Consider the following 24172-nt stretch of genomic DNA (forward strand, 5'->3'; position numbering starts at 1 on the left):
GTTATCCAGCGCGGCGCCGCCTGGCCGGCGTGTTTGCCCGCGGCTGCCTTGTCACCTGGGTGACAGCGGCGTCGACCGCGGTCTGCACCACGGTCTTGGCCACCGAGCGCGCGACCTTGCCCACCGCACCGCCCACCGCACTACCCACCGCATCCACCAGGCCGCCCCCGATGCGCCGCGCGGCGCGGCCGACGGCGCCGGCCAGCGGCGCTTCGGCCTCGGCCGGTGCGTTCAACGCGCAGAGGTCGTCCCAGGCCACGTTGATGGCGTCGGCCAGTTCGCGCACATCGGGCATGGCCTGGGCGTCGGCCATGAGGCCGAAATCGAGCGAGCCGTCATAGCTCTGCACGGTGATGTTGAGGCCCATGCCATGCACCACGATGGAGGTCGGGTAGTTGGTGAGCATGTGGGCGCCGGCCATGTAGAGCGGCACCGGCGGCCCCGGCACGTTGGAGATCACCACGTTGGCCACCTGGGGGATGCGGTCGGCCACCCTGGCCTTGCCGTAGAGCGCCGCTGCGGCCTCCATCAGCCAGGGCACGCCCAGCGAGGGGAAGTCGGTGGGCAGGATGCTCTTCAAGCTGCCCATGGTCGACTTCATCGCCGCCGTGGCCGCCTGCACATGCTGCAGGCGGGCCAGCGGGTCGGCGATGTGCGTGCCCAGGCTCACCAGGCTCAGCGAGGCCTGGTTGTCGGGCGCGGTGTCGCCCTTCTCGCGCAGCGAGATCGGCACCGCGGCCACCAGGCTCTTGCGCGGCAGCGCGCGCCGCTTCATGAAGTAGCGCCGCAACGCGCCGCTGCACACGGCCAGCACCATGTCGTTGACGGTGGCGTCGAAGGCGCGCCCCAGGGCCTTCAGTTCGGCCAGCGGCAGCGTCACGGTGGCATAGGCGCGGCCGGGGGTGACCGACATATTGAGCGCCGTTCGCGGCGCCAGCGTCACATTGCCCGAGCCCTTGCGGCCGGTGATGAGTGCGGAGTGGCTGACCGCCGACGAAGCCGCGTCCTTGATCGTGCCCACCGTGGCCGGCAGGTTTCGCACGATGTCGGCCACCTTCTGCGCCTGGCTGCCGAGCACGCCGCGCAGCATCTCGGTCATCTCGAGGCGGAAGGTGCGCGTTCGGCGCGAGGCCTGCACCTCGATCTCGCGCCCCTCGGGCCGCACATCGAGCAGCACATTGGCCAGCGCCACCGCCGCCTGGCCGTCTACCGCCGCATGGTGCAGCTGGGTGTACAGGCCTACGCGCTTGAGGCCGTTGGCGCCCGGCGCCAGGCCCTCGAAGACATGCATCTTCCACAGTGGCCGGCTGCGGTCCAGCAGCACTGGGTGGAGGGCGCCGACCTGGGCTTCGAGCTCGGCCATGCCGGCGCCCTTGGGCAGCTTGATCTCGACGATGTGCGCCTTGAGATCGGGCTCGGCGTCGACCCAGGCCGGGTTGGCCATGTTCAGCGGCATCCACCACAGGCGGCGGCGCAGCACCGGCGCCAGCGGCAGCCGCTCGGCGATGTGCTTGCGCAGCGCCGGCAGCCAGCGGCCCTTGAAGCCGGCCGGCAGCTCGAAGACATGCAGCGCGCCCACATGCATGGGCATGGCCGCGGTCTCGAGGTAGAGGAAGGTGGCGTCCAGGCCGGACAGTTGCTTCATGCGGGCTCCCGCGCAGCGCGGGGCTGCGGCATTGCGATGCTAGGGCGGGGCCGGCGCGGGCTTGCCCAGGGCTCACCCTGAGGCCGGCCGCGGCGGGCATGAATGCCGGGCCGGCGGCATCGGCCAGCCGGTCGGCACTGGGACTCAGCCGGCCAGGGCACTGCGGCCCCGCATCCCCAGCACCTCGTTGCCCACCAGTGCGAACAGCACCAGGGCGCCGCCGCCCAGCACCGCCTGGTTGGGCGCCTCACCCGCACCCCACCAGGCCCACAGCACGCCGAAGATCACTTCCAGCAGGCCCAGCAGCGAGATCTCGGGGCCCGAGAGCACGCGTGCCGCGGCCACGGCCATCAGGCAGGGGATGGCAAGCTGCACCACGCCCAGCAGGGCCAGCAGCGAGATGTCGCGCGCCGAGGCCGCCAGCGGCCAGGCCAGCGGCAGCGTGACAAGGGCCGAAAGCAGCGCGCCGACCAGCACCGCGCCCAGCATGTCGGGCGGGTTTTCGCGGCCCTTGAGGTGCTGCAGCAGCGTCCAGTTCACCGAGGCGGCCAGCGGCACGGCCAGCGCCACCGCCATGCCCAGCAGGGTGCTTGCATCGCCGCCGCCGACTTCGTGCCCGTACATCCAGGCGATGCCGACGCCGGCCAGCGCGATGGCGCCCCAGGTGCGCGGCGCCAGCCGGTGGCCGAGGGCAGTGCGCGCCATCAGCGCCGTGACCAGCGGGCCGATGGACATGGTCACCAGCACATTGGCCACGCTGGTGAGCGTCATCGCCACCATGAAGGCGGTGTACATCACGGCCCAGCAAAGGCCCGACAGCCAGAGTGCGCGACCGCCACTGCGCAGCGCCGCCAGCGTGGCCCGCGGCCCGCGCAGCGCCGGCAACAGCACCGCCAGCGCGAGCGCGTTGAAGCCACTGCGCCAGAAGGTGACCTCGAAGCTGCGCGCCGCCTCGAGGTGGCGCGAAACGACGCCGGCAATGCTCCACAGCAGCGTCGCGGCCACCATCACCCACACCGCGCGGCGGTGGGTCATCACCACGGCCGTGAGGCCCTCAGGCGGCCGGGCGGCCGGCGCGCTTGCGCTCGTGCTCGGACAGGAAGCGCTTGCGCACGCGGATGCTCTTGGGCGTGATCTCGACCAGCTCGTCGTCAGCGATGAACTCCACCGCGTACTCGAGCGTCAGGTCGATGGGCGGCGTGATCTTGATCGCGTCTTCCTTGCCGCTGACACGGAAGTTGGTCAGCTGCTTCTGGCGCGTGGCGTTCACGACGAGGTCGTTGTCGCGGCTGTGGATGCCGACGATCAGGCCTTCGTACACCGGGTCGCCCGGCTTGACGAACATGCGGCCACGGTCGTCGAGCTTGCCCAGCGCGTAGGTGAAGATCTCGCCCGCGTCCATGCTGATCAGCACGCCGTTCTTGCGCCCGGCAATCTCGCCCTTGTAGGCCTCGTAGCCGTCGAAGATGTTGCTGATGAGGCCGGTGCCGCGCGTCAGGTTCATGAACTCATTGCTGAAACCGATGAGCCCGCGCGCCGGGATGCGGTATTCCAGCCGCACGCGGCCGCGGCCATCGGTTTCCATGTTGGCCAGCTCGGCCTTGCGCTCGCCCAGGGCCTGCATCACGCCGCCCTGGTGCTGGTCCTCGATGTCCACCGTCACCATCTCGATGGGCTCGTGGCGTTCGCCGTTGACCTCGTGGAACACCACGCGCGGCTTGCCCACAGCCAGCTCGTAGCCTTCACGGCGCATGTTCTCGAGCAGGATGGTCAGGTGCAGCTCGCCGCGGCCCGAGACCTCGAAGATGCCGTCTTCGGCCGATTCCTTGACCTTCAGCGCGACGTTGCTCTGCAGCTCCTTCTGCAGCCGGTCCCAGAGCTGGCGGCCGGTGACGTACTTGCCTTCGCGGCCGGCCAGCGGACTGTTGTTGACGCAGAAGTTCATCGTCAGCGTCGGCTCGTCCACATGCAACATGGGCAGCGGCACCGGGTTTGCGGGGTCGGTGAGGGTGACGCCGATGCCGATGTCCTCGATGCCGTTGACCAGCACGATCTCGCCCGGGCCGGCCTCGGTGGAGGCGATGCGCTCCAGGCCCTCGAAGGTGAGCACCTGGTTGACGCGGCCCTTGAAAGTCTTGCCGCCTTCCTCGGGCGTGCCTTCGCACACCAGCACGTCGGTCATGGGCTTGAGCGTGCCCTGCGTGATGCGGCCCACGCCGATGCGGCCGACGAAGGTGGAGTAGTCCAGCGACGAGATCTGCAGCTGCAACGGCGCCTCGGGGTCGCCCTGGTGCGCCGGCACATGGTCGAGCACGGTGTCGAACAGCGAGCTCAGGTCGCTGCCCCAGGCCTCGCCCGCCGGGCCCTCCTTGAGCGACGACCAGCCGTTCAGGCCCGAGGCGTAGACGACCGGGAAATCGAGCTGGTCTTCGCTGGCGCCGAGCTTGTCGAAGAGCTCGAAGGCGGCATTGATCACATAGTCGGGGCGCGAGCCCGGCTTGTCGACCTTGTTGACCACGACGATGGGCTTGAGGCCCAGGGCCAGCGCCTTCTTGGTGACGAACCGCGTCTGCGGCATCGGGCCTTCCTGGGCGTCGATCAGCAGCACCACGCCGTCCACCATCGACAGCGCGCGCTCGACCTCGCCGCCGAAGTCGGCGTGCCCGGGCGTGTCGACGATGTTGATGTGCGTGTCCTTCCAGGTCACGGCGCAGTTCTTGGCCAGGATGGTGATGCCGCGCTCGCGCTCGATGTCGTTGCTGTCCATCACGCGCTCGGCCACCTTCTCGTTCTCACGGAAGGTGCCGCTCTGGCGCAGCAGCTGGTCGACCAGCGTGGTCTTGCCGTGGTCGACGTGGGCGATGATGGCGATGTTGCGAATTTGCTTGGTCATGTCGTTCCCTGGACTTCGATCGGGCTCAGCAGGCGGTCGGCGATCAGCTCGCCTGCGGTGATGTGGGCGGTGCCGAGAAAGGCCGGCGGATGGGTGCCGTAGACGCGCACGGCGGGCGCATCGGCCATTGCCACGCGGCGGCGCAGGCCGGTGAGAAAGCGGCCCGCCTCGTCGTCGGGCAAGCGAACTTCGGGCCAGGCCGCCACCAGTGCATCGGCCGGCTGCAGCTGGGCCTCGCGCGTGGCCTCGTCCATGGCCTGCAGTGCTTCCAGCGTGACCGCCTGGGCAATATCGAGCGGCCCGCAGGCAGTGCGGCGTAGCGCCGAGAGATGGGCGCCGCAACCCAGCGCCTGGCCGATGTCCTCGGCCAGGGTGCGGATGTAGGTGCCCTTGGAGCAGACGACGTCGATCACCAGCGTCTCATCCTGCCAGGCCACGATGTCGAGGCGGTGAATGCTGACGCGGCGCGACTCGCGGGCGATCTCGACGCCGGCACGCGCGTACTCGTAAAGCGCCTTGCCCTGGTGCTTGAGCGCCGAATGCATGGGCGGGATCTGAGCTATCACGCCCAGGAAGCGCGCGCAGGCGGCTTCGATGGCGGTGCGGTCAACCGCGACCGGATGCTCCTCGATCACCTCGCCCTCGGCGTCGCCGGTGGTGGTGCGCTGGCCCAGGCGCAGCGTGGCCAGGTAGCGCTTGTCGGCGTCCAGGCTGACCTGGCTGAACTTGGTGGCGGCGCCAAAGCACAGCGGCAGCAGGCCGGTGGCCAGCGGGTCCAGCGTGCCGGTGTGGCCACCCTTCTCGGCGCGCAGCATGCCCTTGGCCTTTTGAAGGGCGTCGTTGCTGGTCCAGCCCAGCGGCTTGTCGAGCAGCAACACGCCGTGCAGCGCGCGGCGCGGGATGCGGGGGCGCTGCGGTTTCACGGGCTCAGTCTTCCTTGGCGCGAACCGAATTGGCGCGCGCAATCAGGGCCGAGAGATCGGCGGCGCGCTCGGTGGTCTTGTCGAAGTGAAAGTGCAGCGTCGGCACGGTGTGGATCGACAAGCGTTTGAAGAGTCCGTTGCGCAGATAGCCGGCGGCCTCGTTCAACGCCGCGGCGCTGTCCTCGGGCGTGCCCAGCAGCACCGAGAAATAGATCTGGGCGTGGGCGTAGTCGGGCGTCACGTCCACGCTGTTGATCGTGACCATGCCCACGCGCGGGTCCTTCAACTCGCGAATGAGCTCGGCCACGTCGCGCTGGATCTGGTCGGCAACGCGGAAGCTGCGGTTCGGTACGGCCTTCTTGTGTCGCATGGTCTGGGTATTCCAAATGAATCAGCCCCGCCTCAGGGGCGGGGCTGATCGCTGGGGTAGCGTCGGCGCCCGCCTTACAGCGTGCGTGCCACTTCCTTGACCTCGAAGAACTCCAACTGATCGCCTTCCTTGATGTCGTTGTAGTTCTTCAGCTTGATGCCGCACTCGAAGCCTTCCTTGACCTCGCGCACATCGTCCTTCATCCGCTTCACCGAGTCGACCTCGCCGGTGTAGATGACGACGTTCTCGCGCAGCAGGCGGAAGCGCGCGCTGCGGATCACCTGGCCGGCGGTGATCATGCAGCCGGCCACGGTGCCGATCTTGCTGGCCACGAAGACGGTGCGGATCTCGGCCGTGCCTATGGTTTCCTCGCGCTGCTCCGGCGCCAGCATGCCGCTCATCGCCGCCTTCACCTCATCCACCGCGTCGTAGATGATGTTGTAGTAGCGGATGTCGACGCTGTTGCCCTCGGCCAGCTTGCGCGCGCCGGCATCGGCGCGCACGTTGAAGCCGATCACCACGGCCTTGGAAGCGATGGCCAGGTTGATGTCGCTCTCGGTGATGCCACCCACCGCGGCGTGCACGATCTGCACCTTGACCTCGGCGGTGCTGAGCTTGAGCAGGCTCTGGGCCAGCGCCTCCTGCGAGCCCTGCACGTCGGCCTTGACGATGAGCGACAGCGTCTGCGCCGCGCCCTCGCCCATGTTCTCGAACATGCCCTCGAGCTTGGCGGCCTGGCGCCGGTTGAGCGTGACCTCACGGTACTTGCCCTGGCGGAAGGTGGCGATCTCGCGCGCCCGGCGCTCGTCGGCCAGCACCATGAATTCGTCGCCGGCCTGGGGCACCTCGGTGAGGCCCTGGATCTCCACCGGCAGCGAAGGTCCGGCCGATTCGCAGGGTTTGCCGTCCTCGTCGAGCATGGCACGCACGCGGCCGTAGCTGCTGCCGGCGAGCACGACATCGCCCTTCCTCAGCGTGCCGCTCTGCACCAGGATGGTGGCCACCGGGCCACGGCCCTTGTCGAGCTTGGCTTCGATCACCAGGCCCTTGGCGGCGGCCTCGGTGGGCGCCTTCAGCTCCAGCACCTCGGCCTGCAGCAGCACCTGCTCGAGCAGGGTATCGATGCCGATGCCGGTCTTGGCCGACACCGGCACGAAGGGTGAATCACCGCCGAAATCTTCGGGGATCACGCCTTCGGCGACGAGTTCGCTCTTGACGCGCTCGACGTTGGCGTCGGGCTTGTCGATCTTGTTCATCGCGACCACGATGGGCACGCCGGCGCTCTTGGCGTGGGCAATGGCTTCCTTGGTCTGCGGCATCACGCCGTCGTCGGCCGCCACCACCAGGATCACGATGTCGGTGGCCTGGGCGCCGCGGGCACGCATCGCCGTGAAGGCGGCGTGGCCCGGGGTGTCGAGGAAGGTGATCATGCCGCGCGGCGTTTCGACGTGGTAGGCGCCGATGTGCTGCGTGATGCCGCCGGCCTCGCCCGCCGCCACACGGGCGCGGCGGATGTAGTCCAGCAGGCTGGTCTTGCCGTGGTCGACGTGGCCCATCACCGTGACCACCGGGGCGCGCGGCAGCGCCTCGCCGTCGGTGCCCGCGGTTTCTTCCTCGGTGAAGGCTTCCGGATCGTCCAGCTTGGCGGCCAGCGCCTTGTGGCCCATTTCCTCGACGACGATCATCGCCGTCTCCTGGTCGAGCTGCTGGTTGATGGTGACCATCTGGCCCAGCTTCATCAGCTGCTTGATGACCTCGCTGGCCTTGACCGACATCTTGTGCGCCAGGTCGGCCACCGAGATGGTCTCGGGCACATGCACTTCCTGGATCACCTGCTCGGGCTGCTGCTGGTAGCCATTGCCACCGCCGTCGCGGTCGCCGCGGCGGGCGCCGCCACGCGGGGCGCGCCAGCCGGCGCGGCCACCGCCGCTGTCGCCGCGGGTCTTGAGCGCGGCGCGCTTCTTGGCCGCGTCGTCGGCCCAGCTGGACGAAAGCTTTTCGCTCTTGACCTGCTTGTTGACGCCGGGCTTGGCGGCGCCGGCGGCACCCGCAGCGGGCGCACCGGGCGCGGCCTTGGGCTTGTGGATGGTGCCCTTGATGGCTTCCTTGGCCGCAGCCGCGGGATCGGGCTTGGGCTCTTCGGGCTTCTTGGCGACCAGCACCTTCTTGGGGCCGGCCATCATCGCGCGGATGGCCGCGGCCTCGGCCTCGGCGGCCTTGCGGCGGCGCGCCAGGTCTTCGGACTTGGCGGCATCTTCGGCCGCCTTGTCGGCAGCCTTGACGACGCGCAGCAACGGCTTGGGCGGCTCGGGCGGCTTCACGGGCTCGGGCACAGGCGCCGGCTCGGCCTTGACGGGCTCGACCTTGGGCGGCTCGGCCTTGGCGGCTTCGGCCGGAGCCGGAACGGCGGCGGCAGCTGCGGCGGCGGCTGCTGCAGCAGCAGCAGTTGCTGCAGCAGAAGCAGGCGTCTTGCCCTTCCTGCCAGTATTGATGGCGGCTGCGGCGGAAACGGCGGCAGCCTGAGCCGCAGCGCGGGCCTCGGCCTGGGCGGCGATTGCCGCAGCGGCCTCGGCCTCTGCGGCGGCGCGCGCCGCAGCCTCGGCGGCGGCGGCAGCAGCAGCTTCGGCGGCGGCGCGAGCCGCGGCTTCCTGCTCCTCGCGCAGGCGGCGGGCCTCGGCCAGTTCCTGCTCCTGCACGCGGATGGCTTCGGCCTGGGCGCGCGCTTCTTCCTCGCGGCGCTGCAGATCGGCCTCGTCGTCGACGCCACCGGCACCCTCTTCGACGGCCGGCGAGGCGTCGTCGCGCTTGACGAAGACGCGCTTCTTGCGGACCTCGACCTGGATCGAGCGCGCACGGCCGCTGGAATCGGCCTGCTTGATCTCGGTCGTGGTCTTGCGCGTGAGCGTGATCTTCTTGCGCTCGGCGCCGGCACTGGTGCCGTGGGCGACGCGCAGGAAGTCGAGCAGGCGCTCCTTGTCCGACTCGGTCAGGGCATCATCGGGCGACTTCTTCGTCACGCCTGCCGAATGCAGCTGCTCGAGCAGCGCCGTGGGCTGGCGGCCTAGCTGCGCGGCGAACTGGGCGACGGTGGTCACGGCCATGGGATCGGTTTCCTCGGGTGTTTCGTGCGGGCGGCCGGCAGCGGATCAGGCGGTGAACCAGTGTTCACGCGCCTTCATGATCAGCGCCTTGGCCCGTTCTTCGTCGATGGCCGTCAGCTCAATGAGCTCGTCCACCGCCAGATCGGCCAGGTCGTCGCGGGTGTGGATGCCACCGACCGCCAGGCTGGCGATCAGTTCCGGCGTCAGGCCTTGGAGGTCGCGCAGATCCTGCGAGACCTCTTCGACGCTTTCTTCCTTGACGATTTCCATCGTCAGCAGCGCGTCCTTGGCCCGCGTGCGCAGCTCGTGTACCGTGTCCTCGTCGAAGGACTCGATCTCCAGCATCTCCTGCAGCGGCACATAGGCCACTTCCTCGAGGCTGGCAAAGCCCTCGGCGATGAGGATGTCGGCGACCTCGGCATCGACGTCGAGCTTGTCGATGAAGAGCGCGCGCACCGATTCGCTCTCGGTGGCCTGCTTGGCCTGCGATTCCTCGGCCGTCATGATGTTGATGCGCCAGCCGGTCAGCTCGGACGCCAGGCGCACGTTCTGGCCGCCGCGGCCGATGGCAATGGCGAGGTTTTCCTCGTCGACCACCACGTCCATCGCGTGCGGCTCTTCGTTGACGACAATGCTTTGCACATTGGCCGGGGCCAAGGCGCCGATGACGAACTGCGCCGGGTCTTCGCTCCACAGCACGATGTCGACGCGCTCGCCGGCCAGTTCATTGGTCACCGCATTGACGCGCGAACCGCGCACCCCGACGCAGGTGCCGATGGGATCGACACGGCGGTCATGGCTGACGACGGCGATCTTGGCGCGGCTGCCGGCATCGCGGGCGCAACTCTTGATTTCGAGCAGGCCCTGCTCGATCTCGGGAACCTCTTGCGCGAACAGCTCGATCATGAAGCCCGGCGCGTTGCGCGACAGCATGATCTGCGGCCCGCGCTGGGTGGGGTCAATGCCCTGCAGGAAGGCGCGCACACGGTCGCCGGTGCGCAGGTTTTCCTTCGGGATCATCTCGCTGCGCTTCAGGCGCCCTTCAACGCGCCCGCTCTCGACGACGATGTCACCCTTGTCCAGGCGCTTGACGGTGCCGACGAAGATCTTCTCGCCGCGGGCCAGGAAGTCGTTGAGCAACTGCTCGCGCTCGGCGTCGCGGATCTTCTGCAGGATGACCTGCTTGGCCGCCTGCGCGCCGATGCGCCCGATGGGCACCGACTCGATGGCTTCCTCGATGTAGTCGCCCTCTTCGATGTCGGGGATGCGGTCGAGCGCGTCGGACAGCATCTCCTCGGCGTCGGGGTTCTGCAGCCCGGCGACGTCAGGCACCACCAGCCAGCGACGGAAGGTCTCGTAGACACCGGTGTCGCGGTCGACGGCCACGCGGATGTCCCATTCCGCGCCGTGGAACTTCTTGCTCGCCGACGCCAGCGCGGCTTCGACGGCACCGAACACGACATCGCGTTCGACCGTCTTCTCGCGCGAGATGGCGTCCACCAGCATCAGCATTTCGCGGTTCATCGTTTCTACTAGCCTCCGTCAGTCGCGGGTGCGGCCGATTCCGCCCCGGTGCCGCCATCGCCAAGCGTCTTGGTCTTGGACTTGCGGCCCTTGAAATCCACCACCGGCACGAGCCGCGCTTCACGCACTTCAGCGAACGTGAAACCCAGCACCTGCTCGGCCTTGCCATCCTTGAAAGCCAGGCTCCAGCCACCTTCAGCGGTCGCGCTCAGCACGCCCTGCCAGGACTTGCGGCCCTGGAACGGCTGCTTGAGCACCAGGGCAACGGCCTGGCCGGCGAAGCGCGCGTAGTCGGCCTCGCGCTTGAGCGGCCGGTCCAGCCCCGGCGACGAGACCTCGAGGCGGGCGTATTCGAGGCCCTCGACCTCGAGCGCGTACTGCAGCTGGCGCGTGACCTGCTCGCAGTCATCAACGGTGACGGCCTCGCCGTCGTCATCAACGCCACCGGCGCCGCGGTAGACGCGGCCGGGCATGCGGTCGATGGTGACGCGCAGCAGGCCGCGTTGCGCGCGCTCGACATCCACCAGCTCGTAACCCAGGCCGGCCACGGTGGCGGCGATGGCTTCCTGCCAGCCCAGGCGCGGGCCAGCCACGGCGGCTGTCTGCCGCCCGGCGGTGTCACCTGTCTTGCGCTGGAAACTGCTGTCGCCCAAACCCTGCCTGCCCCTTGATCGTCTCTGTACCGCCAAAACCAACAGTCCGGGCCCGAAAGCCTCGGCTGCTACGGCCCGGGCATCAGCCCCGACCTTGGCCTCGCCATCCTGGACCGTCACCCGCCACCCCGGGCGAGCCGCCAAGATCGCGCCAAAGAGATGCCAGGAACGCCTGGAACCCCCTCAAAGACGATCGAGCAAAAAAAATGGGCTGGAAGATTCCGCCCACGCAGCTTTTACCCGGAAAGGCGCATTATAGCCCGCCGCTGGAAGCCGGGCAATAGAGCGGCCCGATGGCGAGGCCCGGGCCGGGGCTGCATGACAGAATCCGGCCCGTCCGCACTCATCGACTTTCGGAGACACCATGGGTTTTCTTGCCGGCAAGCGGTTCCTCGTTACCGGGGTGATTTCCAACCGCTCGATCGCCTACGGCGTGGCCCGCGCCTGCCGCGCCCAGGGGGCCGAGCTGGCCTTCAGCTACGTCGGCGAACGCTTCCGCGAGCGCATCACCGAGTACGCCGCCGACTTCGGCTCCGACATGGTCTATGAATGCGATGTCGGCGACGACGCCCAGATCACCGCCCTGTTCGAGCAACTCGGCCAACGCTGGCCCAAGCTCGATGGCTTCGTGCATTCCATCGGATTCGCGCCGCGTGAATCGATCTCGGGCGATTTCTTCGAGGGCCTGTCGCGCGAGAACTTCCGCATCGCCAACGACATCTCGGCCTACAGCTTTCCGGCCATGGCCAAGGCCGCCCTGCCCTGGCTGGCGCCCAATGCCTCGCTGCTGACCCTGTCCTACCTGGGCGCCGTGCGCGCCGTGCCCAACTACAACACCATGGGCATGGCCAAGGCCTCTCTCGAGGCCAGCGTGCGCTACCTGGCCGCGGCCGTGGGCCGCCGGGGCATGCGCGTCAATGGCATCTCGGCCGGCCCCATCAAGACCCTGGCCGCCAGCGGCGTGAAGGACTTCGGCAGGCTGTTGGGCATGGTGGCGGCCACCTCGCCGCTGGGCCGCAACGTCACCATCGACGAGGTCGGCAACGTCGCCGCCTTCCTGCTGTCGGACCTGGCCAGCGGCATCACCGCCGAGATCACCTATGTCGACGGCGGCTACAGCAACGCCATCGTCGCGCCGACCGAGGATCTGTAAGCCGGGGCTGGCGCCGTCGGCATTCAGCCCTCGGCGACGCAGTCGACGTAGTAGCGCCGCGTGCTGCCCTCACCCTCGTCCTCGACGAGGCCGTGGACATCGGTGTCGAAGCCCGGAAACGCGGCGTTGAATTCGCGCGTGAAGCGCAGGTAGTCGACGATCTTGCGGTTGAAGCGCTCGCCCGGCACCAAGAGCGGAATGCCCGGCGGGTAAGGCGTAAGCAGGCTGGTGGTGATGCGGCCTTCCAGCGCGTCGATGTCCACACGCTCGGTCTTGCGCCGTGCGATGTGGGCGTAGGCGTCGCTGGGCTTCATCGCCGGCTGCAGGTCGGACAAGTACATCTCGGTCACCAGGCGCGCGATGTCGCCCTTGGCATACATCTGGTGGATCGCCAGGCACAGATCCTTCAGGCCCATGCGCTCGTAGCGCGGGTGGGCGGCGCAGAACTCGGGCAGGATGCGCCACATCGGCGCATTGCGGTCGTAGTCGTCCTTGAACTGCTGCAGCGCCGTCAGCAGCGTGTTCCAGCGGCCCTTGGTGATGCCGATGGTGAACATGATGAAGAAGGAGTAGAGGCCGGTCTTCTCGACCACCACGCCATGCTCGGCCAGGAACTTGGTGACCACCGCCGCCGGAATGCCGCTGGCGGCAAAGTCGCCCGCCATGTCCAACCCCGGCGTGATGATGGTGCACTTGATGGGGTCGAGCAGGTTGAAGCCGTCGGCCAGCGCACCGAAGCCGTGCCAGGGCTCGTCGGCACGCAGCATCCAGCCGTCGGCGCGGCCGATGCCCGATTCGGCCAGCGTGTCAGGGCCCCAGACGGTGAACCACCAGTCCTTGCCGAACTCCTGGTCGACCTTGCGCATGGCGCGACGGAAGTCCAGGCTCTCGGCGATGCTCTCCTCCACCAGGGCCGGGCCGCCGGGCGCCTCCATCATCGCCGCCGCCACATCGCAGCTGGCGATGATGGCGTACTGCGGGCTGGTGCTGGTGTGCATCAGGTAGGCCTCGTTGAAGAGGTGGCGGTCGAGCTTGCGCTCGCGCGCATCTTGCACCAGCACCTGGCTGGCCTGGCTGAGGCCGGCCAGCAGCTTGTGCGTGCTCTGGGTGGCAAAGACCAGCTGGTCCTTGGGCCGAGGCCGGTTCTTGCCCATCGAGTGGAACTGGCCGTAGAAATCATGGAAGGCGGCGTGCGGCAGCCAGGCCTCGTCGAAGTGCAGCGTGTCCACGTAACCGTCGAGCGCGTGCTTGATGGTCTCGGTGTTGTAGAGCACGCCGTCGTAGGTGCTCTGCGTGAGCGTCAGGATGCGCGGCTTCACGGTGGCGGCATCGACGCCCGCCAGCAGCGGGTTGGCGGCGATCTTGCGGCGTATCGCCTCGGGCGAGAACTCGCTCTGCGGGATGGGGCCGATGATGCCGTAGTGGTTGCGCGTGGGCGTCAGGAACACCGGCACGGCGCCGGTCATGATGATGCTGTGGAGGATGCTCTTGTGGCAGTTGCGGTCGACCACCACCACGTCGCCCGGCGCCACCGTGTGGTGCCAGACCATCTTGTTGCTGGTGCTGGTGCCGTTGGTGACGAAGAAGCAGTGGTCGGCGTTGAAGATGCGCGCTGCGTTGCGCTCGCTCTGCGCCACCGGGCCGGTGTGGTCGAGCAACTGGCCCAGTTCTTCCACGCTGTTGCAGACGTCGGCGCGCAACATGTTCTCGCCGAAGAACTGGTGGAACATCTGCCCCACCGGGCTCTTGAGAAAGGCCACGCCGCCGCTGTGGCCGGGGCAGTGCCAGCTGTAGGAGCCGTCCTGGGCGTAGTCCATCAGCGCCTTGAAGAAGGGCGGCGCCAGGCCGTCGAGGTAGCTGCGCGCCTCGCGGATGATGTGGCGGGCCACGAACTCCGGCGTGTCCTCGAACATGTGGATGAAGCCGTGCAGCTCGCGCAGGATGTCGTTGGGGATGTGCTGGCTGGTGCGCGTCTCGCCGTAGATGTAGATCGGGATGTCGGCGTTCTTGAAGCGGATTTCCTCGATGAACTTGCGCAGGTTCAGCACCGCCGGGTCGAGCTCGGGGCCGGGCGTGAACTCCTCGTCGTCGATGGACAGGATGAAGGCGCTGGCGCGGCTTTGCTGCTGCGCGAACTGGCTCAGGTCACCATAGCTGGTGGCGCCCAGGATCTCGAAGCCCTCCTTCACGATGGCGTCGGCGAGCGCGCGTATGCCCAGGCCCGAGGTGTTCTCGGAGCGGAAATCCTCGTCGATGATGACGATGGGAAAGCGGAAGCGAAGCATCGGAGAAAGCCTGCGTCTGTTGGGGGCAGCGCGAAGTGTAGGCGGCCCTCCTTGCGCTCCGTGTGACGTGCCGTGTGAGGTGCCGGCCGCTCGCTACACTCGGCCGAGGCAGGCGCCCGGAGCGCTTGCGCACCGGAGTCGACGATGGACTGGAACCCGCCCACGCTGTGGTGGCTGGCCGCAGGCGCCCTGGTGGCGGCAGAGCTGGCCACCGGCACCTTCTACCTGCTGATGCTGGCCCTGGGCTGCGCCGCCGCCGCGCTGGCCGCCCACGTCGGCGCCGGCGCCACAGCCCAGGTCGTGGCCGCGGCACTGCTGGGCGGCGGCGCCACCGTGGCCTGGCATCTGCGGCGCCAGCGCGTACAGCAGGCCGCGCCGGCCGAAAGCAATGCCGACGTCAATCTCGACATCGGCCAGCGTGTGCAGGTCGAGGCCTGGTCGGCCGACGGCACGGCGCGCGTGCACTACCGCGGCGCGGCCTGGTCGGCGCGCCTGGCCCGCCCCGGCGCGGCGCAGCCCGGCCGCCACACCATCGTGGCCATACACGGCAGCGAGCTGCAGCTGGCGCCCGCGACCACCGACTGAACGAAGGACATCATGGAAATCGCCCTCATCCTGGCCGTCATCGCGGTCATCTTCATTGCGCGCACGCTCAAGATCGTGCCGCAGCAGCACGCCTGGGTGGTGGAACGCCTGGGCAAGTTCGACCGCTCGCTCACCCCGGGCCTGAGCTTCGTCGTGCCCTTTGTCGACCGCGTGGCCTACCGCCATTCGCTCAAGGAAGTGCCGCTGGACGTGCCCAGCCAGGTCTGCATCACGCGCGACAACACACAGCTGCAGGTGGACGGCATCCTCTACTTCCAGATCACCGACCCCATGCGCGCCAGCTATGGCAGCAGCGACTACATCGTGGCCATCACCCAGCTGGCCCAGACCACGCTGCGCAGCGTGATCGGCAAGATGGAGCTGGACAAGACCTTCGAGGAACGCGACCTCATCAACGCCGCCGTCGTCAACGCGCTCGACGAAGCGGCGCAGAACTGGGGCGTCAAGGTGCTGCGCTACGAGATCAAGGATCTCACGCCGCCGGCGGCCATCCTGCATGCGATGCAGGCGCAGATCACCGCCGAGCGCGAGAAGCGCGCCCTCATCGCGGCCAGCGAGGGCCGGCGCCAGGAGCAGATCAACATCGCCACTGGCGAGCGCGAGGCCTTCATCGCGCGCTCTGAGGGCGAGAAGCAGGCCCAGATCAACAAGGCCCAGGGCGAGGCCGCGGCCATCACCGCGGTGGCCGACGCCAGCGCCGAGGCCATCCGCAAGATCGCCGCCGCCATCCAGCAGCCCGGCGGCGAGCAGGCGGTGCAGTTGAAGGTGGCCGAGCGCGCGGTCGAGGCCTACAGCCACCTGGCCAAGACCAACAACACCATGATCGTGCCCGGCCACATGGGAGAGGTGGCCACTCTCATCGGTACTGCGATGACGCTGATCAAGGGCGGCGGAAAGGCGGCGCCATGAACGACACGCCGCAGCGCAATGTGCTGGGCCTGCCGCTGGTGGCCTGCTCGTACGACCCGCTGACCGGCTGGTTCCGCGACGGCTGCTGCAGCACCGATCTGCACGACCAGGGCAGCCACGTCATCTGCGCCAAGGTGACGGTGGAGTTCCTCAACTACCAGATGGAACGCGGCAACGACCTCATCACGCCGCGCCCCGAGGCGCGCTTTCGCGGCCTCGCGCCGGGCGACCGCTGGTGCGTCTGCGCGCTGCGCTGGCGCGAGGCGCTCGAGGCTGGCTGCGCCCCGCCGGTCGTGCTCGAAAGCACGCACGAGCGGGCCTTGGAGTACGTCCTGCTCGACTGGCTGCGCGCCCACGCCGTGGGGCAGGAGCGGCCGGCATAGAATCACGTCCGCCGCGGAGGGATGGATGAGCGGTTTAAGTCGCATGCCTGGAAAGCATGTGAGGGTTAACAGCCCTCCGCGGGTTCGAATCCCGCTCCCTCCGCCAGTCAGTCTTCGCCAACGGCCGCAGAAGTCCGGACAAACCACCTAAAGCCCCGCCCGCCGGGGCTGCGCCCTGCTCGGCCGCAGTGCGCGGCAATCCGGCCCGTTGTGCGGCAGACCGACACCGGAGGCCGCAGCCGCTCAAGACGCCTGCGAGCGCGCTCGTGACACCATGGCTTTCACCCCGGGTGCCATGTTCGTCGGCACCAGCCTGGTCTGCGGGTGCGCCCGCTGGAAGACACGGAACACCTCGTCGGCAAAGGCCTGGCCGATCTCGGCCACCTCGGCAAAGTCCAGCTCCACCGTCTGGAAGCGCTCCAAGCGCATCGTCAGCCGCTTGGCCTGGGAGCGCGCTACCAGCTTCTCCCCTTCGTGCTGGGCCAGGCGCACCGGCACCAGTGTCCTGGCGAAGGTGTATTCCTCGGGGGCGGCGAACTTGTCGAACACCTCGCGCGTTGTGCGCGGGCTGTCGTTGGCCAGTTGCATGAACACCGTCGTGCCCGCGGCGTCAGCGGCGCGCTCGAACAGCACGTCCACCTTGCCCTCGTCATGCGCGAAATGCAGCCGCCCGGAGCGGATGTCGAAGACGTCGAAAACCTTGGACGAGAAGAAGATGCCCTCGCCGGCGTGGTGGTCCGGGTCGGTGGTGAACTTGCCCTTGGCCAGTTCCAGGATGGCTTCGCGCGGGTCAAACAGGTCCAGTGCGCGCTGGATGCGCAGAAAGATGCCCTCGCCGTCGTCCGTCACCCAGGCCTGGGTGAACAGCCCGTTGCGCCGCATGCCCACATGCACCTCGGGTGAACCGGAGTGGTCGACCGCGTTGTTGACCATTTCCGTCAGGCCGTAGCGCCACACATCGCGCACGTTCTCCGGCAAGTCGGCCACCAGAGGCGCCAGCAACTGCTGCCAGACCCGGTCTTCCGACAGCCCTGCGCGGGCGTAGCTGTGCTGCACCTGGCCGGTGACGGCCAGCGCGTACCGAACCCCGGCCCCCGTGCCTTCGCGCTGGATGAGGCCCGCCTGGATGGCCTTCAACAGCCGCGCGCTGGCCGCTTGTCGCGAGACGGACATCTGCTGCGCCAGGCGCGCCGCCACGTTGCGCGGCTCGGCGGCCACCAGGCGCAGGATGAGGGCGGTGCTGGGGTCCATGCCCTGAATGGTAAAGCTGGGAATCAATAAACGTAAAGGACGATGCTCTTAGACGTCAAGCACCCGTTGATGCGTTGGCTTCTCGCCCGGGCGCACGTCCTCCTCTCTGGAAGAGAACCGCCAAATCCGCTGGCGTAGAAAGACTGCGGCGGTCACGCAACAGCCCGCATCTCCATGTCGATGTGGATGCCCGCAAACGGGCACAGCACCCCGCCGCCTTCGGTACGCTCCACCAGGCCCAGTTCGGCCAAGACCTGCACGTCCTCATGCACGCGCTTCACGTCGCGCCCCACGCGCCGCGCCAGTTCGCGCACCGCCAGCTCACCCTGCCCCTGCAGCACGCGCACCAATTCCCAGCGCCGCTCGGTCAAGCGGCCGAAAAAGGCGCCTGCGCTCTCGAAGTTCAGCACCTCGCCCTGGTAGCTGGCCGCTTGTGCCCGCCGGCCTGCGGCGCGCAGTGCGGCTTGCCAGTCGGGCTGCAGGGTGATGGTGAGGGTGCGTTCGCTCATGTTGCGCTCCTGGCGGCGGCCACGGCCGCGATGAAGTCTTCCACCAACTGCCCCACGGTGGAGAACGTGTAAGGCCGCTGGTGGCCGCCGATGTAGCAGTGGCCGCCCTTGCCGCGCTCGTTGTCAAAGCCCACCACGCGCACGCCGCCCACGGCGTAGACGCCACGGTACTTGTAGCCATGCGTAGTGGGAGGCACCGACTGCGGCACACGCCACACCACCAGCTCGATGACGCCGCCCTCGGGCGTCACGTCCTTGAAGCTGGTGATGAGTTCGGCCTGCATGTTGGCAATTGTGCCAACGACTTGCGGCACTGGCAATCGCGCCAACAACCCGGCACATGCTGCCGGCCACGGCAAGCCGCTCCCACTGCGTTAGCCTCCCGCCCCAGGGAAGGCCCGCCACGCACGCAGCGGGGACAACAGACAACGATGAGCGCCAGCACCACGCCAGATCACCAAGCCCAGGCCCAGGCCTTCATCGCGCGCTGGTCGGGCGCCGGGGGCTCGGAGCGCGCCAACTACCAGCTCTTCATCGGCGAACTGTGTACGCTGCTGGACGTGCCCGCGCCCGGACCGGCCAGCGGGGACGCCGGCGAGAACGCCTATGTCTTCGAGCGCCGCGTGGGCTTTGCGCATGGTGATGGCGGCCAGAGCGTGGGCTTCATCGACTGCTACCGCCGCGGTGCCTTCGTGCTCGAGGCCAAGAAGCTCAGGGCCGGCGCCGGCACGCGGGGCTTTGACGAGGCCTTGCTGCGTGCCCGCGCCCAAGCCGAGAGCTATGCCCGCGCCCTGCCCGCGGCCGAAGGCCGGCCGCCCTTCGTGGTGGTGGTGGATGTCGGCCGCGTGATCGAGCTGTATGCCGAGTTCACGCGCAGCGGCGCCACCTACACGCCGTTCCCCGATGCCCGCAGCCACCGCCTGCCGCTGGCCCGGCTGGCCGAGCCGGCGCTGCGCGAACGCCTGCGCACGCTGTGGCTGGACCCGATGGCGCTGGACCCGGCGCGTCAGCGCCCAGGTCACGCGCGAGGTGGCGGCCAAGCTGGCGCTGCTGGCGCGCGACCTCGAGGCCGACGGCCACGCCGCCGAGCGCGTGGCCGCCTTTCTGACGCGCTGCCTGTTCAGCATGTTCGCCGAGGACGTGGGCCTGCTGCCCCGGGCGGCCAATGGCGAAGGCGCCTTCGTGTACCTGCTGCGCCAGTACCGCGACGAGCCCGAGACCCTGCGCCAGATGCTGCGCGTGCTGTGGACCGACATGGACCGCGGCGGCTTCAGCCCGGCGCTGGCCAAACAGGTGCTGCGCTTCAACGGCAAGCTGTTCAAGGGCTGGGGCCAGGACGACTATGTGCTGCCGCTTTCAAGGCGGGTCGTCGCCGGCCTGCTGGGCGCGGCCGAATCGAACTGGCGCGCGGTGGAGCCGGCCATCATCGGCACCCTGCTTGAGCGCGCGCTCGATCCGCAGGAGCGCCACGCCCTGGGCGCCCACTACACGCCGCGCGCCTACGTCGAGCGCCTGGTGCTGCCCACGGTGGTGGAGCCGCTGCGCGCCGACTGGGCCGACGCCCAGGCCGCGGCCCTGCTGCTGGCCACCGAGGCCGAGGCGCTGGACGGCAAGAAGCGCACCGACAAGCTGGCCGAGGCGCGCGCCGAGCTGCGGCGCTTCCACCACCGCCTGTGTACGACGCGCGTGCTCGACCCCGCCTGCGGCAGCGGCAACTTTCTCTACGTGACGCTGGAACACCTCAAGCGCCTGGAGGGCGAGGTGCTGAACCAGCTCGACGACCTGGGCGACACCCAGGCCCGGCTGGGCCTGGAGGGCGAGACCGTCACGCCGCAGCAGCTGCTGGGCATAGAGATCAACGAGCGCGCCGCCGCGCTGGCCGAGCTGGTGCTGTGGATCGGCTATCTGCAGTGGCACATCCGCACCACCGGCCACGCCAGCGTGGCCGAGCCGGTGATCCACGACTACGGCAACATCGAGCACCGCGACGCCGTGCTGGCCCACGACGGCCAAGAGCCCATGACCGCCGCCGACGGCAAGCTGGTGACGCGCTGGGACGGCCAGAGCTTCAAGGCGCACCCGGTGACCGGGCAGCCGGTGCCGGATGAGGCGGCGGTGGTGCTGCAATGGCGCTACCTGAACCCGCGGCAGGCCGAGTGGCCGAAGGCTGATTTCATCGTCGGCAATCCGCCGTTCATCGGCAACAAGCGCATGCGGGATGCGCTGGGGGATGGCTACGTCGAGGCATTGCGCAGCGCGTGGCCATCCATTCCGGAAAGCGCTGACTTGGTGATGTTCTGGTGGCAGAAGGCTGCAGACACGGTTCGCCAGGATCGGGCGAGGCGGTTCGGTCTGATCACGACCAACAGCATCACCATGATCTTCAACCGCCGCGTCCTCGACGCGCATCTGTTTTCGACGCCAGCGCTGCACCTCGCGTTTGCCGTGCCCGATCACCCGTGGGTGGACTCCGCTGGCGGCGCCGCGGTTCGGATCGCCATGACGGTTGGTGCCCCTGGGCGGGAGGAAGGCCGTCTGCTGGAATCGATTGAGGAGACCGAGGCAGCAGAGGGAGAAGTCGCGGTTCGATTCAAGGCTCGATCCGGGGTCATCCACCCGGACATGAAGATCGGAGCGAATGTCGGTGCAGCAAAGCCCCTGCTGGCCAATCGCGGCATCGCTTTCCGGGGAATTACGCTGCTTGGCGAGGGCTTCTGGGTAGATCACGATGACGAGTTGGTACGCCTCGAACCAGCCGCCGTAAAGCCGTTGCGAAACGGAAAAGACATCGTTGATCGGCCACGCAACAGCTTCTGCGTTGACCTCTTCGGCCTGAGCGAGGCCGAAGCGCGCGAGCGCTTTCCTCGCAGCTACCAGCGCCTTGTCGACAGAGTTCTTCCCGAACGGCGGGTTTGTGAACGCCGCTCCTACCGGGAAAAGTGGTGGCTGTTTGCCGAGCCGCGGGCGGAGTTCCGTTCTGCGTCCAGGGGTTTGGCCTCTTATCTCGCGACATCGATGACGGCGAAGCATCGGCTATTTGTTCGGCTCTTGTCGGAGGTGCGGCCCGACCAGGGGCTGGTTGCCATCTGTCTTGAGGATTCACTGTCCCTCGGCGTGCTGTCGAGCCTTGTGCACGGCGAATGGTCGCTGGTTGCGGGCGGACGTCTTGGCATCGGCAACGACCCTCGCTACAACCAGTCTCGGTGCTTCGACACCTATCCATTTCCCGACGACGACACCGGCCTCACCCCGGAGCTCACCGCCCGCATCCGCGCCCTGGCCGAGCAGCTCGACGCGCAGCGCAAGGCGCAGCAGGCCGCGCACCCGGAACTCACGCTCACCGGCGTCTACAACGTGCTGGAAAAACTGCGCAAGGAAGCACCCCTGTCGCCCAAGGAGCGGCTGATCCACGAGCAAGGCCTGGTGTCGGTGCTGAAGAGCCTGCACGACGACCTGGACGCCGCCGTGCTGGCCGCCTACGGCTGGACCGATCTGCAATCCGTCCTGGCCGACCACCGCCCCGCCGCGGCCGAAGCCCGCGCCGCGGCCGTCGAAACGCTGCTCGAACGCCTGGTCGCCCTCAACACCCGCCGCGCCGCCGAGGAAGCCGCCGGCACGGTGCGCTGGCTGCGGCCGGCGTTCCAGAACCGCGCCGCGGCCCAGCAGGTGATGGACGTGACAACGGCGCAGGATGGCGCTGAATCCGCTGACGCCGCCGAGGCCGCCGCCCTGGCGCCGGCCGCCGTCGTCGAGAAGCGGCCCTGGCCCGCCGGCCTGCCCGAGCAGATCGCGGCCGTGGCCGGCGTGCTGGCCGGCGCCGGGCGGGCGCTGACGCTGGCCGAGCTGGAAGCGCGCTTCACGGCGCGCGGGCGCTGGCGCGAGCGGCTGCCGGTGATCCTGGCGACGCTCGAAGCCGTGGGCCGCGCCAGCCCGCGCGAAGGTCAGCGCTGGCAGGCCATCTGAAGATCCGGGCCGGGTTGCTTCACCTCGTCGTCGCAAAGGCTGACAACGGCCGCGAGCGATACGCCAACCATATCGTGCCCACGCTGCAGGAATCATTCGAGGTGTCGCTGCCGCCCTGCACGAACGGCACGTATCGCAAGCGCTGCATCGGCCTTTTCGAAGGCCCGAGCGATTTGCTGATCAGCGTGCGAGAGAACCGCGATGGACCGCTGTTCTGGGAGGTCTACAACGCCGTGCAGTCGTCGATCCAGGCCCTGAACAAGCTGCATCAAGGTGCCCTGTTGTTCGGCAAGGCGCTACGCGGCGCAGTTTGAGGGTGTACGCGCCGGTCCGACCCTCTGGCATGTGACGGCTGCCTCGGGGTGCCTAACGCCGGTCATTGGGGCACGTCCCTACCGATTTCGCGCGGCGCGTACGCAAGGGAGTCTAGGGCATGCTGACAGTCGAGTTCAAACCGGACGGCGCCGACAAGCGCCTTGCGGGCCCGCGCGAGTCCTTGACAGAGGCGAATTTCGCCGCGCAGGGCCGGCCGCAGCGGGAGCCGCACAAGGCCGCGACGATCCGGGCACGGATGAAGCGCAAGCGTGGAAGCACGATGCTGATTCGCCAGGGCGGAGACGCCAAGGCCAAAAGCCTGGCCGTCTTGGCCAAAGCCCTGCACAAGCGGGTGCGGGAGTCGTGGCACCGGGTAGAAGACCACAAGATCGAGATCAGGGCCAGGCCCTGTCTGCCGATCTCGGGCCGCCCCCCGTCGTCGGCAACCCTGCAACCAGGGGCGACCCGCTCAGTGCTCGACGTTTTCCAGCGCTTCCCGATGCGTTCGGCGGGCTGATTTTCTCGTCGGGCCGAATGTTGCGTGGTGAGCAATGCGGTTGCGCCCATCGCCCCCCGCAGTCCCGCCCTCACCTGCCCTCTCCCACCCGTCACCCGCCCGTCACCCACCCGTCACCCTCTCCGCACCCGCCCCGTTTGGCCGCGCCTTGTCCTCGCTCAAGCCCGCCGCCTTCACCCGGACGCCAAACGATGGTCGAATAGCCATCCGAGTCCGCAGCCGCAAGAGCCAGAGCCCCATGACCCTACTCGTCGCCTATGTGCCCCGCCCCGAGGGGCAAGCCGCCCTGGACAAGGGCATGGAGATCGCCCAGCGCCGCGGTGAGGCGCTGCTGGTGGTGAACGCCGGCCCCGGCGGCCACAAGGAAGACGCCTCGGTGGCCGACGCGCTGGAGATGGAGCGCCTGCAAAAGCTGCTCGCCGCCTCGGGCCTGAGCTTCGAGCTCAAGCAGTTCGAGCGCGGCAGGTCGGCGGCGCAGGAGGTCGAGGCCCTGGTCGAGACGCTGCCGATCTCGCTGGTGGTCATCGGCCTGCGCAAGCGCAGCCCCGTGGGCAAGCTGCTGCTGGGCAGCGTGGCGCAGGAAATCCTGCTCAACGTGCCCTGCCCCGTGCTGGCCGTCAAGGCAGCGGGCTGAAAAGACCCCGCTTCCGGCACCAGTTGCGCACGCCACCCCGCACCGCGGGCGTTAGAGTGCCTAGCCATGTCCTGGAGCCTGCCGTCCGCTCCACAGCCGCGCCCCCACCATCCGAGGACTCCGCACATGCCGCAATTCACTTGGGACACCGCCTACGAAGTCGGTGACTCCGAGATCGACGAGCAGCACCGCCGCCTGTTCGATCTGGCCAATGAGCTGTTGGGCGCCGACACCAAGGCCAGCGTCACCGCCGCGGCCATCCAGCTCTACCAATACGTGCGGGTGCATTTCAAGCACGAGGAAGACCTGATGCGGCGCATCGGATTTCCGGATTACCGCCAGCATGTGCAGATGCACTCGCAGATGGTCGACAGGCTCAACGCGCTGAGCGCCGATATCGCCGACGGCTGCTGGCGCAGCCAGGACCTGCGCGCCTTCATGAACGAATGGCTGCTGATCCACATCGCCGAGCAGGACACGCGGCTGGCGGACTATGTCGCGGCTGCGGCGGCGAGTTCCGCCCCGCACTGACCGGGGC

Annotated in this window: 21 protein-coding genes, 1 tRNA gene and 1 pseudogene; 11 read left to right on the forward strand and 12 right to left on the reverse strand. The window is 68.5% G+C overall.

The window, feature by feature from the left end; translation table 11 throughout:
• Position 1: 1 nt before the first annotated feature.
• The 8 genes from JMV16_RS01435 to rimP all read right to left on the reverse strand — a co-directional run bounded on the left by JMV16_RS01435 (position 2) and on the right by rimP (position 11034).
• The gene (locus JMV16_RS01435) at positions 2 to 1645 is read right to left on the reverse strand and encodes a wax ester/triacylglycerol synthase family O-acyltransferase (RefSeq protein ID WP_201492366.1); all 1644 of its coding nucleotides are present in this window, start codon (positions 1643 to 1645) and stop codon (positions 2 to 4) included.
• Positions 1646 to 1789: 144 nt separating this feature from the next.
• Complete coding sequence (locus tag JMV16_RS01440; RefSeq protein ID WP_201492367.1) at positions 1790 to 2680, reverse strand: DMT family transporter; 891 nt, start codon at positions 2678 to 2680, stop codon at positions 1790 to 1792.
• Positions 2681 to 2699: 19 nt separating this feature from the next.
• Complete coding sequence (gene typA / locus JMV16_RS01445) at positions 2700 to 4538, reverse strand: translational GTPase TypA (protein WP_201492368.1); 1839 nt, start codon at positions 4536 to 4538, stop codon at positions 2700 to 2702.
• On the reverse strand, positions 4535 to 5461 hold the full coding sequence (gene truB, locus JMV16_RS01450; protein WP_201492369.1) for a tRNA pseudouridine(55) synthase TruB: 927 nt from the start codon (positions 5459 to 5461) through the stop codon (positions 4535 to 4537). Before truB ends, typA begins: the two co-directional genes overlap by 4 nt.
• Before the next feature lie 4 nt (positions 5462 to 5465).
• Positions 5466 to 5831 carry a 30S ribosome-binding factor RbfA gene (rbfA, locus tag JMV16_RS01455; protein WP_201492370.1) on the reverse strand — a complete coding sequence of 122 codons (366 nt, stop codon included), beginning with the start codon at positions 5829 to 5831 and terminating at the stop codon, positions 5466 to 5468.
• Between the two features lie 74 nt (positions 5832 to 5905).
• A complete protein-coding gene (gene infB, locus JMV16_RS01460) occupies positions 5906 to 8932 on the reverse strand; it encodes a translation initiation factor IF-2 (RefSeq protein ID WP_201492371.1) in 3027 nt (1008 codons plus the stop codon).
• 45 nt (positions 8933 to 8977) lie between these two features.
• Positions 8978 to 10456 carry a transcription termination factor NusA gene (gene nusA / locus JMV16_RS01465; RefSeq protein WP_201492372.1) on the reverse strand — a complete coding sequence of 493 codons (1479 nt, stop codon included), beginning with the start codon at positions 10454 to 10456 and terminating at the stop codon, positions 8978 to 8980.
• Between the two features lie 8 nt (positions 10457 to 10464).
• Positions 10465 to 11034, reverse strand: coding sequence for a ribosome maturation factor RimP (gene rimP, locus JMV16_RS01470; protein WP_201492808.1), 570 nt, complete (start codon positions 11032 to 11034; stop codon positions 10465 to 10467).
• Positions 11035 to 11473: 439 nt separating this feature from the next.
• On the opposite strand from rimP, the gene fabI reads away from it, so the two are divergent.
• Complete coding sequence (gene fabI, locus JMV16_RS01475) at positions 11474 to 12262, forward strand: enoyl-ACP reductase FabI (protein WP_201492373.1); 789 nt, start codon at positions 11474 to 11476, stop codon at positions 12260 to 12262.
• A 23-nt stretch (positions 12263 to 12285) separates the two neighbouring features.
• Here the strand turns inward: fabI and JMV16_RS01480 are convergent, their stop codons facing one another.
• Positions 12286 to 14547: an arginine/lysine/ornithine decarboxylase gene (locus tag JMV16_RS01480; RefSeq protein WP_201492374.1), complete on the reverse strand. Its 2262-nt coding sequence runs from the start codon at positions 14545 to 14547 to the stop codon at positions 12286 to 12288.
• Positions 14548 to 14691: 144 nt separating this feature from the next.
• Here JMV16_RS01480 and JMV16_RS01485 point away from each other — a divergent pair, with 144 nt between their 5' ends.
• From JMV16_RS01485 to JMV16_RS01500, 4 genes are all read left to right on the forward strand, one after another.
• On the forward strand, positions 14692 to 15132 hold the full coding sequence (locus tag JMV16_RS01485; RefSeq protein ID WP_201492375.1) for an NfeD family protein: 441 nt from the start codon (positions 14692 to 14694) through the stop codon (positions 15130 to 15132).
• A gap of 12 nt (positions 15133 to 15144) precedes the next feature.
• Complete coding sequence (locus JMV16_RS01490) at positions 15145 to 16062, forward strand: SPFH domain-containing protein (RefSeq protein WP_201492376.1); 918 nt, start codon at positions 15145 to 15147, stop codon at positions 16060 to 16062.
• Positions 16059 to 16445, forward strand: a complete 387-nt coding sequence (locus JMV16_RS01495) for a DUF2237 family protein (RefSeq protein WP_201492377.1) — start codon at positions 16059 to 16061, stop codon at positions 16443 to 16445. The genes JMV16_RS01490 and JMV16_RS01495 overlap by 4 nt, the downstream gene beginning before the upstream one ends.
• Before the next feature lie 15 nt (positions 16446 to 16460).
• Positions 16461 to 16551, forward strand: a tRNA-Ser gene (locus tag JMV16_RS01500).
• 137 nt (positions 16552 to 16688) lie between these two features.
• Here JMV16_RS01500 and JMV16_RS01505 read toward each other — a convergent pair.
• The 3 genes from JMV16_RS01505 to JMV16_RS01515 all read right to left on the reverse strand — a co-directional run bounded on the left by JMV16_RS01505 (position 16689) and on the right by JMV16_RS01515 (position 18489).
• Positions 16689 to 17696: an STAS-like domain-containing protein gene (locus JMV16_RS01505; protein ID WP_201492378.1), complete on the reverse strand. Its 1008-nt coding sequence runs from the start codon at positions 17694 to 17696 to the stop codon at positions 16689 to 16691.
• A 152-nt stretch (positions 17697 to 17848) separates the two neighbouring features.
• Positions 17849 to 18205 (reverse strand): hypothetical protein, encoded by a 357-nt coding sequence (locus tag JMV16_RS01510; protein WP_201492379.1) that lies wholly within the window; start codon positions 18203 to 18205, stop codon positions 17849 to 17851.
• Positions 18202 to 18489 (reverse strand): DUF6516 family protein, encoded by a 288-nt coding sequence (locus JMV16_RS01515; RefSeq protein ID WP_201492380.1) that lies wholly within the window; start codon positions 18487 to 18489, stop codon positions 18202 to 18204. The genes JMV16_RS01510 and JMV16_RS01515 overlap by 4 nt, the downstream gene beginning before the upstream one ends.
• 147 nt (positions 18490 to 18636) lie before the next feature.
• Here JMV16_RS01515 and JMV16_RS24480 point away from each other — a divergent pair.
• The 6 genes and pseudogenes from JMV16_RS24480 to JMV16_RS01540 form a co-directional block, all read left to right on the forward strand.
• Positions 18637 to 19116: pseudogene (locus tag JMV16_RS24480) on the forward strand (type IIL restriction-modification enzyme MmeI); the annotation flags it as partial.
• A gap of 214 nt (positions 19117 to 19330) precedes the next feature.
• On the forward strand, positions 19331 to 22168 hold the full coding sequence (locus tag JMV16_RS01520) for a class I SAM-dependent DNA methyltransferase (RefSeq protein ID WP_310737068.1): 2838 nt from the start codon (positions 19331 to 19333) through the stop codon (positions 22166 to 22168).
• 14 nt (positions 22169 to 22182) lie between these two features.
• Positions 22183 to 22482, forward strand: a complete 300-nt coding sequence (locus JMV16_RS01525) for a hypothetical protein (RefSeq protein ID WP_201492381.1) — start codon at positions 22183 to 22185, stop codon at positions 22480 to 22482.
• A 119-nt stretch (positions 22483 to 22601) separates the two neighbouring features.
• Positions 22602 to 23000 carry a hypothetical protein gene (locus tag JMV16_RS01530; RefSeq protein ID WP_201492382.1) on the forward strand — a complete coding sequence of 133 codons (399 nt, stop codon included), beginning with the start codon at positions 22602 to 22604 and terminating at the stop codon, positions 22998 to 23000.
• 238 nt (positions 23001 to 23238) lie between these two features.
• Positions 23239 to 23634 carry a universal stress protein gene (locus JMV16_RS01535; protein WP_201492383.1) on the forward strand — a complete coding sequence of 132 codons (396 nt, stop codon included), beginning with the start codon at positions 23239 to 23241 and terminating at the stop codon, positions 23632 to 23634.
• 126 nt (positions 23635 to 23760) lie between these two features.
• A complete protein-coding gene (locus tag JMV16_RS01540) occupies positions 23761 to 24165 on the forward strand; it encodes a bacteriohemerythrin (protein ID WP_201492384.1) in 405 nt (134 codons plus the stop codon).
• Positions 24166 to 24172: the final 7 nt, after the last annotated feature.

The sequence above is a fragment of the Rubrivivax sp. A210 genome, from assembly GCF_904426505.1.
GTDB lineage: Bacteria > Pseudomonadota > Gammaproteobacteria > Burkholderiales > Burkholderiaceae_C > Rubrivivax.